The sequence below is a fragment of the Pseudomonas sp. NY15356 genome (assembly GCF_048068175.1).
Taxonomy (GTDB): domain Bacteria; phylum Pseudomonadota; class Gammaproteobacteria; order Pseudomonadales; family Pseudomonadaceae; genus Aquipseudomonas; species Aquipseudomonas putida_K.
In genome coordinates this window covers 59,485-74,179 of record NZ_JBLUPW010000011.1, presented here as the reverse complement: position 1 = coordinate 74,179, position 14,695 = coordinate 59,485, and the positions used below count along the sequence as shown (strand labels likewise).

At 64.4% G+C, this 14,695-nt stretch carries 13 protein-coding genes; 8 read left to right on the top strand and 5 right to left on the bottom strand.

Going from position 1 to position 14,695, the window contains the following annotated elements; genetic code table 11:
• Nucleotides 1-18: 18 nt before the first annotated feature.
• Both dapD and ACNFCI_RS11370 read right to left on the bottom strand, forming a co-directional pair.
• Nucleotides 19-1,053, bottom strand: a complete 1,035-nt coding sequence (dapD, locus tag ACNFCI_RS11375; protein ID WP_368829908.1) for a 2,3,4,5-tetrahydropyridine-2,6-dicarboxylate N-succinyltransferase — start codon at nucleotides 1,051-1,053, stop codon at nucleotides 19-21.
• 41 nt (nucleotides 1,054-1,094) lie between these two features.
• Entirely contained in the window at nucleotides 1,095-1,442 is a 348-nt protein-coding gene (locus ACNFCI_RS11370) for an ArsC family reductase (protein ID WP_172402941.1), read from the bottom strand.
• A gap of 315 nt (nucleotides 1,443-1,757) precedes the next feature.
• Between ACNFCI_RS11370 and ACNFCI_RS11365 the strand changes: the two genes are divergently transcribed.
• Nucleotides 1,758-3,404 carry a Na+/H+ antiporter gene (locus ACNFCI_RS11365; RefSeq protein WP_368829909.1) on the top strand — a complete coding sequence of 549 codons (1,647 nt, stop codon included), beginning with the start codon at nucleotides 1,758-1,760 and terminating at the stop codon, nucleotides 3,402-3,404.
• A gap of 128 nt (nucleotides 3,405-3,532) precedes the next feature.
• On the opposite strand, the gene dapC is transcribed toward ACNFCI_RS11365, so the two are convergent.
• From dapC to map, 3 genes are read right to left on the bottom strand one after another with little or no spacing between them, the layout of a single operon-like run.
• The gene (gene dapC, locus ACNFCI_RS11360) at nucleotides 3,533-4,726 is read right to left on the bottom strand and encodes a succinyldiaminopimelate transaminase (RefSeq protein ID WP_084854352.1); all 1,194 of its coding nucleotides are present in this window, start codon (nucleotides 4,724-4,726) and stop codon (nucleotides 3,533-3,535) included.
• Nucleotides 4,727-4,748: 22 nt separating this feature from the next.
• Nucleotides 4,749-7,451, bottom strand: coding sequence for a [protein-PII] uridylyltransferase (locus tag ACNFCI_RS11355; protein ID WP_084854354.1), 2,703 nt, complete (start codon nucleotides 7,449-7,451; stop codon nucleotides 4,749-4,751).
• Between the two features lie 36 nt (nucleotides 7,452-7,487).
• Nucleotides 7,488-8,270: a type I methionyl aminopeptidase gene (gene map / locus ACNFCI_RS11350; RefSeq protein WP_084854356.1), complete on the bottom strand. Its 783-nt coding sequence runs from the start codon at nucleotides 8,268-8,270 to the stop codon at nucleotides 7,488-7,490.
• A gap of 347 nt (nucleotides 8,271-8,617) precedes the next feature.
• On the opposite strand from map, the gene rpsB reads away from it, so the two are divergent.
• The 7 genes from rpsB to ispC all read left to right on the top strand — a co-directional run bounded on the left by rpsB (nucleotide 8,618) and on the right by ispC (nucleotide 14,656).
• Nucleotides 8,618-9,355 (top strand): 30S ribosomal protein S2, encoded by a 738-nt coding sequence (gene rpsB / locus ACNFCI_RS11345; RefSeq protein WP_084854358.1) that lies wholly within the window; start codon nucleotides 8,618-8,620, stop codon nucleotides 9,353-9,355.
• Nucleotides 9,356-9,540: 185 nt separating this feature from the next.
• Entirely contained in the window at nucleotides 9,541-10,404 is an 864-nt protein-coding gene (gene tsf, locus ACNFCI_RS11340; protein WP_084854360.1) for a translation elongation factor Ts, read from the top strand.
• A gap of 180 nt (nucleotides 10,405-10,584) precedes the next feature.
• The gene (gene pyrH, locus ACNFCI_RS11335) at nucleotides 10,585-11,328 is read left to right on the top strand and encodes a UMP kinase (protein WP_084854362.1); all 744 of its coding nucleotides are present in this window, start codon (nucleotides 10,585-10,587) and stop codon (nucleotides 11,326-11,328) included.
• Nucleotides 11,325-11,882 (top strand): ribosome recycling factor, encoded by a 558-nt coding sequence (gene frr / locus ACNFCI_RS11330; RefSeq protein WP_084854363.1) that lies wholly within the window; start codon nucleotides 11,325-11,327, stop codon nucleotides 11,880-11,882. The genes pyrH and frr overlap by 4 nt, the downstream gene beginning before the upstream one ends.
• Before the next feature lie 16 nt (nucleotides 11,883-11,898).
• The gene (gene uppS / locus ACNFCI_RS11325) at nucleotides 11,899-12,654 is read left to right on the top strand and encodes a polyprenyl diphosphate synthase (RefSeq protein ID WP_084854365.1); all 756 of its coding nucleotides are present in this window, start codon (nucleotides 11,899-11,901) and stop codon (nucleotides 12,652-12,654) included.
• On the top strand, nucleotides 12,654-13,469 hold the full coding sequence (locus ACNFCI_RS11320) for a phosphatidate cytidylyltransferase (protein WP_084854367.1): 816 nt from the start codon (nucleotides 12,654-12,656) through the stop codon (nucleotides 13,467-13,469). The genes uppS and ACNFCI_RS11320 overlap by 1 nt, the downstream gene beginning before the upstream one ends.
• On the top strand, nucleotides 13,466-14,656 hold the full coding sequence (gene ispC / locus ACNFCI_RS11315) for a 1-deoxy-D-xylulose-5-phosphate reductoisomerase (RefSeq protein ID WP_084854369.1): 1,191 nt from the start codon (nucleotides 13,466-13,468) through the stop codon (nucleotides 14,654-14,656). The genes ACNFCI_RS11320 and ispC overlap by 4 nt, the downstream gene beginning before the upstream one ends.
• The last annotated feature ends 39 nt before the right edge of the window (nucleotides 14,657-14,695 follow it).

The window sequence follows — 14,695 nt, the reverse complement described above, 5'->3', positions numbered from 1 at the left end:
TCGAACCCGTCATGGTTCTCAGTTGTGGGCGTGCAGCGCCTCGTTCAGCTCGATGGCCGACTTGTGGGTCTTGCATTCCACTGCGCCGTTCAGCGAGTTGCGACGGAACAGCAGGTCGGTCTGGCCGGCCAGGTCACGGGCCTTGACCACCTTGACCAGCTGGTTGTTCTCGTCCAGCAGGTTCACCTTGGTACCGGCCGTGATGTACAGGCCCGCTTCCACGGTGTTGCGGTCGCCCAGTGGGATGCCGATGCCGGCATTGGCGCCGATCAGGCAGCCTTCGCCGACCTTGATGACGATGTTGCCGCCGCCGGACAGGGTGCCCATGGTCGAGCAGCCGCCACCCAGGTCCGAGCCCTTGCCGACGAACACGCCCGCCGAGACGCGGCCTTCGATCATGCCCGGGCCTTCGGTGCCGGCGTTAAAGTTGACGAAGCCTTCGTGCATGATGGTGGTGCCTTCGCCGATGTAGGCGCCCAGGCGTACACGGGCGGTGTCGGCGATACGCACGCCGGCCGGGACCACGTAGTCGGTCATCTTCGGGAACTTGTCCACCGAGAACACTTCCAGCAGCTCGCCCTTCAGGCGTGCCTCGAGCTGCAGTTCAGCCAGCTCGCTCAGGTCCACCGCGCCCTGGTTGGTCCAGGCGACGTTCGGCAGCAGAGGGAAGATGCCGGCCAGGCTCACGCCGTGCGGCTTGACCAGGCGGTGGGACAGCAGGTGCAGCTTGAGATAGGCCTCCGGGGTGGAGGCCAGGGCGCCGTCTTCGGCCAGCAGGGTGGCGACCAGCGGCTTGTGGCTTTCGGCCAGGCGGGTCAGCAGGGCGGCCTGGCCGGCATCCACAGCCTTGAGTGCTTCGGCCAGCTGGGCGGCCTGGGCATTGCTGAAGGCGATGGCCTGGTTGCCACCTTCATAACCGAGGATCGGGGCGATGGCGGCGACCAGCTCGGCGCTCGGGGCGACCAAGGGCTGCGCGTAGAAGACTTCCAGCCAGGCACCCTGGCGGTTCTGGGTGCCGACACCGAAGGCCAGGCTGAACAGGGTAGTGGACATGCGATTACCTCATGCAAATAAGGGGTTGAAGCGAAGGCGGTTCAGGCCAGTGCCGCGGCGTACAGGTCGGGCTTGAAGCCGACCAGGGTGCGGCTGCCAAGGTCGAGTACCGGGCGCTTGATCATCGACGGCTGGGCCAGCATCAGCTCGACGGCCTTGGCCTGGTCGAGACCGGCCTTGCTGGCGTCATCCAGCTTGCGGAAGGTGGTGCCGGCGCGATTGAGGACCACTTCCCAGCCGTGCTCGTCGCACCAGCGGTTGAGGCTGTCGCGGTCGATGCCTTGGGTCTTGTAGTCGTGGAATTCGTAGGCAATGGCCTGGTCTTCGAGCCAGGTACGTGCTTTTTTCATGGTGTCGCAGGCTTTTATGCCATAGAGCGTGTAGGTCATCGTGTGCATTGGGGTTCGAAGGCCGCCCCAATTTCTCCGTGTTCGATTGTCAGTCGCGGGATTATGCGGGAACGCTCCCTGGAGCGCCACGGGTGTGCATGCCTTGGGGGCTCGGTGCATGGTCGATCGCGCGTAGTCGTAATCCTGAAGCCCTGCACCTCGCTCCTACCACGTATCATCATGTTACATATTCACTCGCCCCCTGCGACTATCGTGCAGCGGCCCCGGTTCCCCATCCGCCGCTAACATATTGTTTCAATGGCGAGGATTCGCCCCGTTGTCGCTTTATTCGGATTACACAGGAAGCCTTTGCCGATGCAGTCAGCCTATACCGTCCTCATCCTGCTGACGCTGGTAAGCGTGTCGAAACTGGTCGGGCGGGTGGTCCCGCTGCCATTGCCGCTGGTGCAGATCGCCGCCGGCGCGCTGCTGGCCTGGCCAACCCTGGGCCTGCACGTGGCGCTGGATCCGGAGCTGTTCCTGTTCCTGTTCCTGCCGCCGCTGCTGTTCGCCGACGGTTGGCGTATGCCCAAGCGCGAACTGTGGCGCCTGCGTGGGCCAGTGGTGGCCTTGGCGGTGGGGCTGGTGCTGTTCACCGTGGTCGGGGCGGGCTACTTCATCCACTGGATCCTGCCGAGCATTCCTCTGCCGGTGGCCTTCGCCCTGGCGGCGGTACTGTCGCCCACCGACGCCGTGGCGGTGTCGGCCATCGCCCAGGATCGCCTGCCTACCCCGTTGATGCACATGCTCCAGGGCGAGGCGCTGATGAACGATGCGTCAGGCCTGGTGACCTTCAAGTTCGCCCTGGCTGCGGCAATCACTGGGGTGTTCTCGCTGACCGAGGCGAGCGTGACCTTCGTCATCGTTGCCCTGGGCGGCCTGGCGGTCGGCGTGGCCCTGAGTTGGCTGATCGGGCGGCTGCGGGCCTGGATGATCGCTCGCGGCTGGGACGATCCGGCGACCCACGTGGTGTTCATGTTGCTGCTGCCGTTCGCTGCCTATGTGCTGGCCGAGCGCCTCGGTGTGTCGGGCATCCTCTCTGCGGTGGCGGCCGGCATGATGCAGAGCTGGCTCGACCTGCTGCCGCGCCAGACCAGCACGCGCCTGCTCAACCGCAGTGTGTGGTCGCTGCTGGAGTTCGCCTTCAATGGCCTGATCTTCCTGCTGCTGGGCCTGCAACTGCCGGACATCATCAAGGCGGTGGTCAGCGATGAGGCCGCCGTGTGGCCAACCCTGGCCTGGCGCTGCCTGGACGTGGTGGCGATCTTCGTGGCGCTGGTGGCGCTACGCTTTGTCTGGGTGCAGAGCATCTGGCGTGCGATCGGCGTGGTACGCCGTTGGCGCGGCAAGCCGGAGCTGGTGCTGGTGCCCACCACCCGGTCCTGCCTGCTGTTGACGCTCGGTGGCGTACGCGGGGCGGTGACCCTGGCAGGCGTGATGTCGGTGCCATTGCTGATGGGGGCGGGCAAGGCCTTCCCCGAGCGTGACTTGCTGATCTTCATCGCCGCCGGCGTGATCCTGCTGTCGTTGGTCAGCGCCTGCGTCGCCTTGCCGCTGTTGCTGCGTGGGGTTACCAGGAGCCCGGACGAACGCCTGCGCCAGGAGGTACAGGACGCCTGGCGGCGCACGGCGGAGGCGGCCATCCATGCCTTGGAGGCCGAGGAGGTGGTCGATGCCAATGCCCCTCAGGATGCAGCCCAGGCGACCTTGGCGGTGGAGCTCAAGGCGCGCTTGATGGCCGAGTATCGCGATGAGCTGGACAGCTACAACGACACGGCCGAAGCCCGGGCCTTGGCCGAGCAAATGGACTTGCTGGAGCGGCGATTGCGGGTGCGGGCCCTGAGGGCGCAGCGGCTGGCGTTGTACGAGCTGCATCGCAAGCACTTGGTGGGCGATGAGGTGGTGCGCCAGGTGCTGGGGGAGCTGGACCTGAGCGAGGCGAACCTGGGGCAGGTCAGGTAGCACCGTCGCTGACCCATTCGCGGGACAAGCCCGCTCCCACAGGGTACGCGCTGCCTTCAAGATAGCGAGGCCTCTGTGGGAGCGGGCTTGTCCCGCGAAATGGGGGCGCACAGCGCCCCCTGATGCCATCAGCGGCTTTGCAGGAATGCGCGAATCCGCTCGGCGGCCTCAATGCACTCGGCCAGCGGTGCAACCAGCGCCATACGTACCCGGCCGGCGCCAGGGTTCACGCCATCGACCTCACGCGACAGGTACGACCCTGGTACCACGGTCACATGCTGGGCTTCGAACAGGTCACGGGTAAAATCGGCATCGCAGCCCGGCACCTTGGCCCACAGGTAGAAACTGCCGTCCGGGCGCTGCACGTCCATCACCGGCTGGAGAATCGCCAGTACCGCGTCGTACTTGGCCCGGTACTGGTCGCGGTTGTCACGGACATGGGCCTCGTCCTGCCAGGCGGCGATGCTGGCCAGCTGGGTTTGCACCGGCATGGCGCACCCGTGATAGGTGCGATACAGCAGGAACGGCTTGATGATCGAGGCGTCGCCGGCGACGAAGCCCGAGCGCAGGCCCGGCAGGTTGGAGCGCTTGGACAGGCTGTGGAACACCACGCAACGCTTGAAGTCGCTGCGGCCAAGCTCGGCACAGGCACTCAGCAGGCCCGGTGGCGGGGCATCTTCGTCGAAGTACAGCTCGCTGTAGCATTCGTCGGCGGCGATCACGAAATCGTGCTCGTCGGCCAGGGCGATCAGCTTCTTCAGCGTGTCCATCGGCACCAGGGCGCCGGTGGGGTTGCCCGGGGAGCACAGGAACAGGATCTGGCAACGCTGCCAGACCTCGGCCGGTACGGCATCGAAGTCCGGGTTGAAGCCGTTGCTTTCCAGGCATGGCAGGTAATGCGGGGTGGCGCCGGCCAGCAGGGCCGCGCCTTCGTAGATCTGGTAGAACGGATTGGGGCTGACCACCAGGCCGTCATCGGCGCGGTTGACCACGGCTTGGGTGAAGGCGAACAGCGCTTCGCGGGTGCCGTTGACCGGCAGGATGTGGCGGTCGGCATCGAGCCAGCCGGCCGGCACGCCGAAGCGGCGTTCGCACCATTGGCCGATGGCCTGGCGCAGCGCGGGCAGGCCGATGGTGCTCGGGTACACCGCCAGCTTGTCGAGGTTGTCGGCCATGGCCTTGGCGACGAACGCCGGTGATTCATGCTTCGGCTCGCCGATCGACAGGGCGATGGCGCGTTTGTCCGCCGGCTTCACGCTGCCCAGCAGGGCACGCAGTTTCTCGAACGGGTAGGGCTGAAGCTGGGTCAGGGCATGGTTCATCGGCGCAAGGTCTCGTCAATCGTTAGAAGGTCACGCGGGTGGTGCTGGTGTCGCTGGCCTGGCCAGCCTGCAGCTGCTTGATGATCGCTTCCTGCAGGCGCAGGCACAGCTGGGGGTCCGACAGCGGCTGGTTGTCGGCGTCGGTGATGAAGAACACGTCCTCCACCCGTTCGCCGAGGGTGGCGATCTTGGCGTTCTGCAGCGACAGGTCGAACTCCAGGAAGATACGCCCGATTCGCGCCAGCAGGCCGGGGCGGTCCGGAGCGGTGATTTCCAGGATGGTCACCGGCCGCTGGGCATCGTTGTGGATGGTCACCTGCGGGGCGAAGGTGAAGTGTTTGAGCTGGCGCGGGACCCGACGCTGGATGATGGTCGGGTAGTCTTCAGGGTTGCGCAGGGCCTCGGTCAGGCCGTCGCGGATCTGCTTGACCCGCTGCGGGTTGTCGCCGATCGAGCCGCCGTCGTTGTCCAGGACGATATAGGTATCGAGGGTGAACTGGCTGCTGGAGGTGATGATCCGCGCGTCATGGATGTTCAGGTTGAGCTGGGACATCGCGGCCACGGTCACGGCGAAGAAGTCGTGCTGGTCGGGGGCATAGATGAAGATCTGCGTGCCGCCCTCGAACTCGCGCTGGGTGGTTTCCTTGATCAGTACCAGCGGGCCGCCATCGGCCGGCTGCTGGAGGATCGCGTCACTGTGCCAGGCAACGTCGGCAGCGGTGTGCTTGAGGAAGTAGTCGTCGCCCAGCTGGGCCCACAGCTGTTCCACATCGTCCGGATCGGTGCCTTCGCGCACCAGGATATCCAGCGCGGCGGTCTGCGTTTGGCGGATCTGCTCCTCGCGGTCCAGCGGGTTCTCCAGGCCGCGGCGCAGGGCGCGCTTGGTCTCGGTGTAGAGCTGGCGTAGCAGGCTGGCACGCCAGGAGTTCCAGAGGCTGGGGTTGGTGGCGTTGATGTCGGCCACGGTCAGCACGTAGAGGTAGTCCAGACGGGTCTCGTCGCCCACGTGCAGGGCGAAGTCGTTGATCACCTGCGGGTCGGAGAGGTCCTTTCGCTGGGCGGTGGTGGACATCACCAGGTGGTTCTGGACCAGCCAGACGATCAGCCGGCTGTCCCACGCCGGCAACTGGTGGCGCGCGCAGAAGGCCTGCGCATCCACCGCACCCAGCTCGGAGTGGTCGCCCTGGCGGCCTTTGCCGATGTCATGGTAGAGGCCGGCCAGGTAGATCAGCTCGGGTTTGGGCAGGCGCCCCATGAGCTTGCTGGCCAACGGGAATTTCTCCGAGACCGGGGTGTACTGCAGCTTGCGCAGGTGCTTGATCAGGTTGAGGGTATGGGCATCGACCGTATAGATGTGGAACAGGTCGTGCTGCATCTGCCCGACGATCAGGCCGAACTCTGGCAGGTAGCGCCCGAGGATGCCGTAGCGGTTCATCCGCCGCAGGTTGCGGTGGATGCCGATCTCGCACTTGAACAGTTCGATGAACAGGCTGGTGTTGCGGATATCGTTGCGGAACTTGTCGTTGATCAGGTGGCGATGTTCGCGCAACTGACGCACGGTATCGGCTCGCACGCCCTTGATCTCCGGGTGCTGGGCCATCAGCACGAAGATTTCCAGCATGGCGAACGGGGTGCGCTTGAACACGGCCGGGTTGGCCGTCTCGATGTAGCCGTCATGCAGCCGGAAGCGTGCATTCAACGGCTGGGTAGTGCTACTGGCATCATCGGCGAGGATGACCTCCTCGAAGTGCTGGATGATCAGGTCGCACAGCTGGCTGATGCTCATCACCACCCGGTAGTACTGGGTCATGAACTGCTCGATCGCGCGCTTGGGGTTCTCGTCGCCGTAGCCGAGCAATGCGGCGATGCTGCGCTGGTGGTCGAACAGCAGGCGGTCCTCGGCGCGCCCGGCGAGCATGTGCAGGGCATAGCGCACCCGCCACAGGAACGCCTGGGAGGAGGCCAGCAGCTCGTTCTCGCTCTCCAGCAGGAAGCCTTCGTCCGCCAGGGCGTGGAGGTTGAGGGTGCCGTACTGGCGGCGGGCCACCCACAGAACGGTCTGGATATCGCGCAGGCCGCCCGGGGAGCCCTTGACGTTGGGCTCGAGGTTGTATTCGGTGTCGTTGTACTTGTGGTGGCGGGCCTTGAGTTCGGCGCGCTTGGCCAGGAAGAATTCCTTGCTCGGCCACATATGTTTGGTGCTGGTGACATCCAGCATGCGTTGGCGCAAGGCCTCGGGGCCGGCGATGGTGCGGCTTTCCATCAGGTTGGTGATCACCGTCAGGTCGGCCTTGGCCTGTTCGGCGCATTCCTCCACGGTGCGCACGCTCTGGCCCACTTCCAGGCCGATGTCCCACAGCAGGGTAAGGAAGCGTTCGATGGCATCGCGGTACTGCTCGTGCTCGGCGCTGTCGAGCAGGATCAGCAGGTCGATGTCAGACCAGGGGTGCAGTTCGCCGCGGCCGTAGCCGCCGACGGCGACCAGGGCGATGCCGGCCTGGTCGCGCCAGTCGAACTGGTTCCAGGCCTGTTGCAGGATATTGTCGACGAACCAGGCGCGATCCTCGATGAGCGGGCGGATCTCGCCGCCTTCGCGAAAGCGTCGGTCGAGCACCGCGCCGGCCTGGCGGATGGCTTTCTTGAAGGCAGCGATGGGGCTTGCCTTGAGCGCCAGTTCCGCCTGGAACTGGCCACGGTCGAACAGCTCGGGATCCACCTGGGGCATCGAGTCGCGTTCCTGTGTTGTTGGCCCTGGGACGGATCAGGCCGAGGTGCGCGGCAGGGTGTCGTCCTTGCGCAGGGTGAAGATCTCGTAGCCCGTGGCGGTCACCAGGATAGTGTGCTCCCACTGGGCGGACAGCTTGCGGTCCTTGGTGATGGCGGTCCAGCCGTCGCCCAGCACCTTTGTGTCGGCCTTGCCCTGGTTGATCATCGGCTCGATGGTGAAGGTCATGCCTTCCTTGAGTTCCATGCCGGTGCCGGCGCGGCCGTAGTGCAGTACCTGCGGCTCTTCGTGGAACACTTTGCCGATGCCATGGCCGCAGAATTCGCGTACCACCGAGAAGCCGTTCTTCTCCGCGTGCTTCTGGATCACCTCGCCGATATCGCCCAAGCGGCAGCCCGGCTTGACCAGCTCGATGGCCTTGTACATGCATTCCTGGGTGACCTTGGACAGGCGCTCGGCCCAGGGCGCGACGGTACCGACGTGGAACATACGGCTGGTATCGCCGTGGTAGCCGTCCTTGATCACGGTGACATCGATGTTGAGGGTGTCGCCATCCTTGAGCGGCTTCTCGTTGGGGATGCCATGGCAGACCACGTGGTTGATCGAGGTGCAGATCGACTTGGGGAAGCCTTTATAGTTGAGCGGCGCCGGGATCGCCTGCTGGACGTTGACGATGTAGTCGTGGCAGAGCCGGTCGAGCTCCTCGGTGGTGACGCCGGGCTTGACGTGTTCTTCGATCATCTCGAGGACTTCGGCGGCCAGGCGGCCGGCGATGCGCATCTTCTCGATGTCTTCTGCGGTCTTGATGGTGACGGTCATACAGGCTCTCTACGGCGCCCTGGGGGCGCGAACAAACGGGAAAGGCCGGATTCTAGCAGAGCGGGGCGTCAATCTGTGGGGATAAAGGCGCAGGTTCTGCTGTCTAGTCAGTAGGCAATTCTGGCGCGATTGCCCACAGGCTGCAAAAGCCGCTGACGGACGAGGTATCATCCGGGTTCCGTTCGCCCGCGGTCTGTGATATAAAATGCGCCGCTTTCGGGGGAGGTCCCCGGAAGCCTTAACCCACACACGTGTCGACACGATGACCTGGGTGCCCCAAGCTCGCGAGCCTGTGGGTTGGTCATTGGGACACGTGGAGGCCCAACCCGACTTATCAAGGAACTATCATGTCCCAAGTCAACATGCGCGATATGCTGAAGGCCGGTGTGCACTTCGGCCACCAGACCCGTTACTGGAACCCGAAAATGGGCAAGTTCATTTTCGGCGCGCGCAACAAGATCCACATCATCAACCTGGAAAAAACCCTGCCGATGTTCAACGACGCTCTGTCGTTCGTCGAGCGCCTGGCCCAGGGCAAGAACAAGATCCTGTTCGTCGGCACCAAGCGTTCCGCTGGCAAGATCGTCGCCGAGCAAGCTGCTCGTTGCGGTTCGCCATACGTTGACCACCGCTGGTTGGGCGGCATGCTGACCAACTACAAGACCATCCGTGCTTCGATCAAGCGTCTGCGCGACCTGGAAACCCAGGCCGAAGATGGCACCTTCGCCAAGCTGACCAAGAAAGAAGCCCTGATGCGCACTCGCGACCTGGAAAAACTGGATCGCAGCCTGGGTGGTATCAAGGACATGGGTGGCCTGCCTGACGCACTGTTCGTCATCGACGTCGAGCACGAGCGCATCGCTATCACCGAAGCCAACAAGCTGGGCATCCCGGTCATCGGTGTTGTCGATACCAACAGCAGCCCGGAAGGCGTTGACTACGTCATCCCAGGCAACGACGACGCCATCCGCGCCATCGAGCTGTACATGACTTCGATGGCTGACGCCGTCATCCGCGGCCGCAACAACGTTGCCGGCGGCACCGAAGTCTACGCTGAAGAAGCGGCTGCACCTGCTGCCGAGTAATTGACGCCCGGCGTCTACTTGGCACGCAAAAAGGGGGCTAGGCCCCCTTTTTGCCACCTTGAAATCCTGCTGTCAGCACCTCCGCGCATCATGGGGCTGCTGAAGTGACAGCAGTGGATTCGCAGAATTGAACGCCCGTGACGAGCGGGTGGAATGGTTGAAAAACTTTCCAAGAGGATTTTGAAATGGCAGCAATTACTGCAGCGCTGGTCAAAGAACTGCGCGAGCGTACCGGCGAAGGCATGATGGACTGCAAGAAGGCCCTGGAAAAGGCCGGCGGCGACATCGAAAAAGCCATTGATGACATGCGCGCTTCCGGCGCCATCAAGGCCGCCAAGAAGGCTGGCAACGTTGCCGCCGAAGGCGCCATCGCGGTCAAGACCGACGGCAAGTCCGCTGTCCTGCTGGAAGTGAACTCGCAGACTGACTTCCTGGCCCTGCAAGACGACTTCAAGAACTTCGTTGCCGACAGCCTGGAAGAAGCCTTCGCCCAGAAGCTGACCGATGCCGCTCCGCTGATCGCCTCGCGCGAAGCTGCTCGTGAAGCCCTGGTCGCCAAGTGCGGCGAAAACGTCAACATCCGTCGCCTGGTGCGCGTTGAAGGCGACGTCGTCGGCGCCTACCTGCACGGCAACAAGATCGGCGCTGCTGTCGTCCTGAAGGGCGGCGACGTCGAGCTGGCCAAGAACATCGCCATGCACGTTGCAGCTTCGAACCCTGAGTTCCTGGATTCGTCGGAAATCTCCGCCGAGGCCATCGAGCGTGAGAAGAACGTCTTCCTGCAGCTGAACGCCGACAAGATCGCTGGCAAGCCGGAAAACATCGTTGAGAACATGATCAACGGTCGTATCACCAAGTTCAAAGCCGAAGCTTCGCTGAAAGAGCAAGCCTTCGTCATGAACCCGGAAGTCAAGGTTGGCGAACTGGCCAAGAAAGCCGGTGCTGAAATCGTTTCCTTCACCTACTTCAAGGTCGGCGAAGGCATCGAGAAGCCGGTCGACAACTTCGCTGAAGAAGTTGCCGCCCAGGTAGCTGCCGCCAAGCAGTAAGACAGCCCCGTCTGTCGCCCCAAAGAGGCTGCCCGCTCACGCGCGCAGCCTCTTTGTCAAAACGGATGCGGGTTTACCCCTCGCGCATCCGCTGGCGCTGAAGCAGCGCCACGCTACAGTTAGCAGGCTGCAAACAGCCCGCACGAATTTTCTAAATGCACGCCCCAGGAGAAACTCGCAATGGCCCAGCAGGTGAGTGGTCGCCAACCTCGCTATAAACGCATTTTGCTCAAACTTAGCGGCGAGGCCCTGATGGGCTCGGAAGAGTTCGGGATCGACCCGAAGGTACTGGACCGCATGGCCCTGGAAGTCGGCCAGCTGGTCGGCATCGGCGTCCAGGTCGGCCTGGTGATCGGCGGCGGCAACCTGTTCCGCGGTGCAGCGCTCAGCGCCGCCGGCATGGACCGCGTCACCGGCGACCATATGGGTATGCTGGCCACCGTGATGAACGCCCTGGCCATGCGTGACGCCCTGGAGCGTTCGAACATCCCGGCGCTGGTCATGTCGGCCATTTCCATGGTTGGCGTTACCGACCATTACGACCGCCGCAAAGCTATTCGTCACCTCAACTCCGGGGATGTGGTAATTTTCTCCGCCGGTACCGGCAACCCGTTCTTCACCACCGACTCCGCAGCTTGCCTGCGCGCCATCGAGATCGATGCCGACGTGGTGCTGAAAGCGACCAAGGTCGATGGTGTGTACACTGCCGATCCATTCAAGGACCCGCACGCCGAGAAGTTCGATCACCTGACCTACGACGAGGTCCTGGATCGCAAGCTCGGTGTCATGGACCTGACCGCAATCTGCCTGTGCCGCGACCACAAGATGCCATTGCGGGTATTCAACATGAACAAGCCTGGCGCCCTGCTGAACATCGTGGTGGGTGGCGCTGAAGGTACTCTGATCGAGGAAGGCCAAGCATGATCAACGACATCAAGAAAGACGCGCAGGAGCGCATGGGCAAGTCCATCGAGGCCCTGGCTCGCAACCTGGCAGCGATCCGTACCGGTCGCGCCCACCCAAGCATCCTGGACAGCGTCAAAGTCCCGGCCTGGGGAAGCGAGATGCCGCTGAACCAAGTGGCTGCCATCACCGTCGAGGACGCCCGTACCCTGAAGATCGTCGCCCACGACAAGAACCTCAGTGCCGCCATCGAGAAGGCCATCCTGACCTCCGACCTGGGCCTGAACCCGTCCAGCGCAGGCACCACCATCCGTGTGCCGATGCCGGCCCTGACCGAGGAAACCCGCAAGGGCTACACCAAGCAGGCCAGCGGCGTCGCCGAGGACGCCAAGGTGGCTGTGCGCAACGTGCGTCGCGATGCATTGGCTGACCTCAAGAAGCTCACCAAGGACAAGGAAATCAGCGAAGACGAAGAGCGTCGTGCCGCGGACGAGATCCAGAAGCTGACCGACAAGTTCGTCGCTGAAATCGATGCTGCGTTCAAGGCCAAGGAAAAGGACCTGATGGCCGTCTGAGGCCGGGGTTTCTTTCATGGAAAAGACCAAGCCAGCGGCATCGCCTTCGGTGCCGCGTCACGTCGCGATCATCATGGATGGCAACAACCGCTGGGCCAAGCGACGCCTGCTGCCCGGCGTCGCCGGGCACAAGGCCGGCGTCGATGCGGTCCGTGCGGTGATCGAAGTCTGCGCCGAGGCCGGGGTCGAGGTACTGACCCTCTTCGCCTTCTCCAGCGAGAACTGGCAGCGGCCGGCCGATGAGGTCGGTGCGCTCATGGAGCTGTTCTTCACGGCCCTGCGCCGCGAGGCCAAACGCCTGAACGAGAACAAGATCAGCCTGCGCATCATCGGCGACCGCTCGCGCTTCCATCCCGAGTTGCAGGCCGCCATGCGCGAAGCCGAGGCCCTGACCGCCGGCAACGACCGCTTCATCCTGCAGATCGCCGCCAACTACGGTGGTCAGTGGGACATCGCCCAGGCGGCGCAACGCCTGGCGCGTGAAGTCCAGGCCGGCCACCTGCGTCCCGAGGACATCACCCCGGGCCTGTTGCAGACCTGCCTGGCCACAGGCGACCTGCCGTTGCCCGACCTGTGCATCCGCACCGGGGGCGAACATCGCATCAGCAACTTCCTGCTGTGGCAGCTGGCCTATGCCGAGCTGTACTTCTCCGACCTGTACTGGCCGGACTTCAAACACGAGGCCATGCGTACCGCCCTGGCCGATTTCGCTTCGCGCCAGCGCCGCTTCGGTAAGACCAGCGAGCAGGTCGAGGCTGGAGCTCGTGCTTAATGCTTAAACAACGCATCATTACCGCGCTGATCCTGCTGCCGGTCGCGCTGGGTGGCTTCTTCCTGCTCAACGGCGGGGACTTCGCCCTGTTCATCGGCCTGGTCGTCACCCTCGGCGCCTGGGAATGGGCGCGCCTGGCCGGGCTCGTCGCCCAGCCGTTGCGCCTGGCCTATGCGGCGGTGGTCGCCGGGGCGCTGATGCTGCTTTACCTGATGCCCGACCTGGCGCCCTGGGTGCTCGGCGCCTCGGTGATCTGGTGGGGGCTGGCCACCTGGCTGGTGCTCACCTACCCACGCAGCAGCGAGCTGTGGAACAGCGCGGCCTGTCGCCTGCTGATCGGGCTGCTGGTACTGCTGCCGGCCTGGCAGGGCCTGGTGCTGCTCAAGCACTGGCCGCTGGGTAACTGGCTGATCCTGGCGGTCATGGTGCTGGTGTGGGCCGCCGATATCGGTGCGTACTTCTCCGGTCGAGCCTTCGGCAAGCGCAAGCTGGCGCCGCAGGTCAGCCCAGGCAAGAGCTGGGAGGGTGTCTATGGTGGCTTGGCGGTGAGCCTGCTGATCACCCTGGGCGTGGGCCTGGCCCGCGACTGGAGCATCGGCGATGTGCTGCTCGGCCTGCTGGGCGCAGTAATCGTGGTGATGTCCTCGGTGATCGGTGACTTGACCGAGAGCATGTTCAAGCGCCGCGAAGGCATCAAGGACAGCAGCAACCTGCTGCCCGGCCATGGTGGCGTGCTCGACCGCATCGACAGCCTGACCGCGGCGATCCCGATGTTCGCCGTACTGCTCTGGGCTGCTGAATGGGGTGTGATGTGAGCCATCCGCAACGTATCACGGTGCTGGGTGCCACCGGTTCCATCGGCCTGAGCACCCTGGACGTTATCGCGCGTCATCCGGAGCGCTACCAGGTGTTCGCCCTGAGCGGCTATTCCCGTCTCGATGAGTTGCTGGCCCTGTGCGAGCGGCACCGCCCGGCCTATGCCGTGGTGCCCAGCGCCGAGGCTGCCGCGCGCTTGCGCGACGGCCTGGCGAGTGCCGGTTGCACCACCGAGGTGCTGGAAGGAGAGGCGGGGCTGTGCCAGGTCGCCTCGGCGCCGGAGGTGGATGCGGTGATGGCGGCCATCGTCGGTGCCGCGGGCCTGCGCCCGACCCTGGCGGCCGTGGAGGCGGGCAAGAAGGTGTTGCTCGCCAACAAGGAAGCGCTGGTGATGTCCGGCGCGCTGTTCATGGACGCTGTACGGCGCAGTGGCGCCGTGTTGCTGCCGATCGACAGCGAGCACAACGCGATCTTCCAGTGCCTGCCTGCCGACCATGCCCGCGGGCTGGCTCAGGTCGGCGTGCGGCGCATCCTGCTGACCGCCTCGGGCGGGCCGTTCCGCGAGACGCCGGCCGCGGCGTTGGCCAATGTCACGCCGGAGCAGGCGTGTGCCCACCCCAACTGGTCCATGGGGCGCAAGATCTCGGTCGACTCGGCGAGCATGATGAACAAGGGTTTGGAGCTCATCGAAGCCTGTTGGTTGTTCGACGCGGCGCCGGCCAAGGTCGAGGTGGTGGTCCACCCGCAGAGCGTCATCCATTCGCTGGTGGACTATGTCGATGGTTCGGTGCTCGCACAGCTGGGCAACCCTGACATGCGCACGCCGATTGCCAATGCCCTGGCCTGGCCGGAGCGCATCGACTCCGGTGTCGCGCCGCTGGACCTGTTCACCATCGCCCGCCTGGACTTCCAGGCCCCCGACGAGCAGCGCTTCCCCTGCCTGCGCCTGGCGCGCCAGGCGGCTGAGGCGGGCAACAGCGCACCGGCCGTGCTCAATGCGGCCAACGAAGTGGCCGTGGAGGCATTTCTCCAGCGGCGTATCCGCTTCCCGGAGATCGCGGGTATGATCGAACAGGTGCTCGACCAGGAACCCGTGGTACCGTTGCCTTCGCTGGAGGCGGTATTCGCCGCGGACCAGCGGGCCCGGGAACTGTCCCGGGAATGGTTGAGGCGTCACGGTTACTGATGTCCGCTAGTTCCAGGGATGGGCTGAACGTCATTCGGA

Coding starts and splice junctions, on each gene's coding strand:
- dapD (WP_368829908.1), bottom strand. CDS start 1,053: ATGTCCACTACCCTGTTCAGCCTGGCCTTCGGTGTCGGCACCCAGAAC.
- ACNFCI_RS11370 (WP_172402941.1), bottom strand. CDS start 1,442: ATGACCTACACGCTCTATGGCATAAAAGCCTGCGACACCATGAAAAAA.
- ACNFCI_RS11365 (WP_368829909.1), top strand. CDS start 1,758: ATGCAGTCAGCCTATACCGTCCTCATCCTGCTGACGCTGGTAAGCGTG.
- dapC (WP_084854352.1), bottom strand. CDS start 4,726: ATGAACCATGCCCTGACCCAGCTTCAGCCCTACCCGTTCGAGAAACTG.
- ACNFCI_RS11355 (WP_084854354.1), bottom strand. CDS start 7,451: ATGCCCCAGGTGGATCCCGAGCTGTTCGACCGTGGCCAGTTCCAGGCG.
- map (WP_084854356.1), bottom strand. CDS start 8,270: ATGACCGTCACCATCAAGACCGCAGAAGACATCGAGAAGATGCGCATC.
- rpsB (WP_084854358.1), top strand. CDS start 8,618: ATGTCCCAAGTCAACATGCGCGATATGCTGAAGGCCGGTGTGCACTTC.
- tsf (WP_084854360.1), top strand. CDS start 9,541: ATGGCAGCAATTACTGCAGCGCTGGTCAAAGAACTGCGCGAGCGTACC.
- pyrH (WP_084854362.1), top strand. CDS start 10,585: ATGGCCCAGCAGGTGAGTGGTCGCCAACCTCGCTATAAACGCATTTTG.
- frr (WP_084854363.1), top strand. CDS start 11,325: ATGATCAACGACATCAAGAAAGACGCGCAGGAGCGCATGGGCAAGTCC.
- uppS (WP_084854365.1), top strand. CDS start 11,899: ATGGAAAAGACCAAGCCAGCGGCATCGCCTTCGGTGCCGCGTCACGTC.
- ACNFCI_RS11320 (WP_084854367.1), top strand. CDS start 12,654: ATGCTTAAACAACGCATCATTACCGCGCTGATCCTGCTGCCGGTCGCG.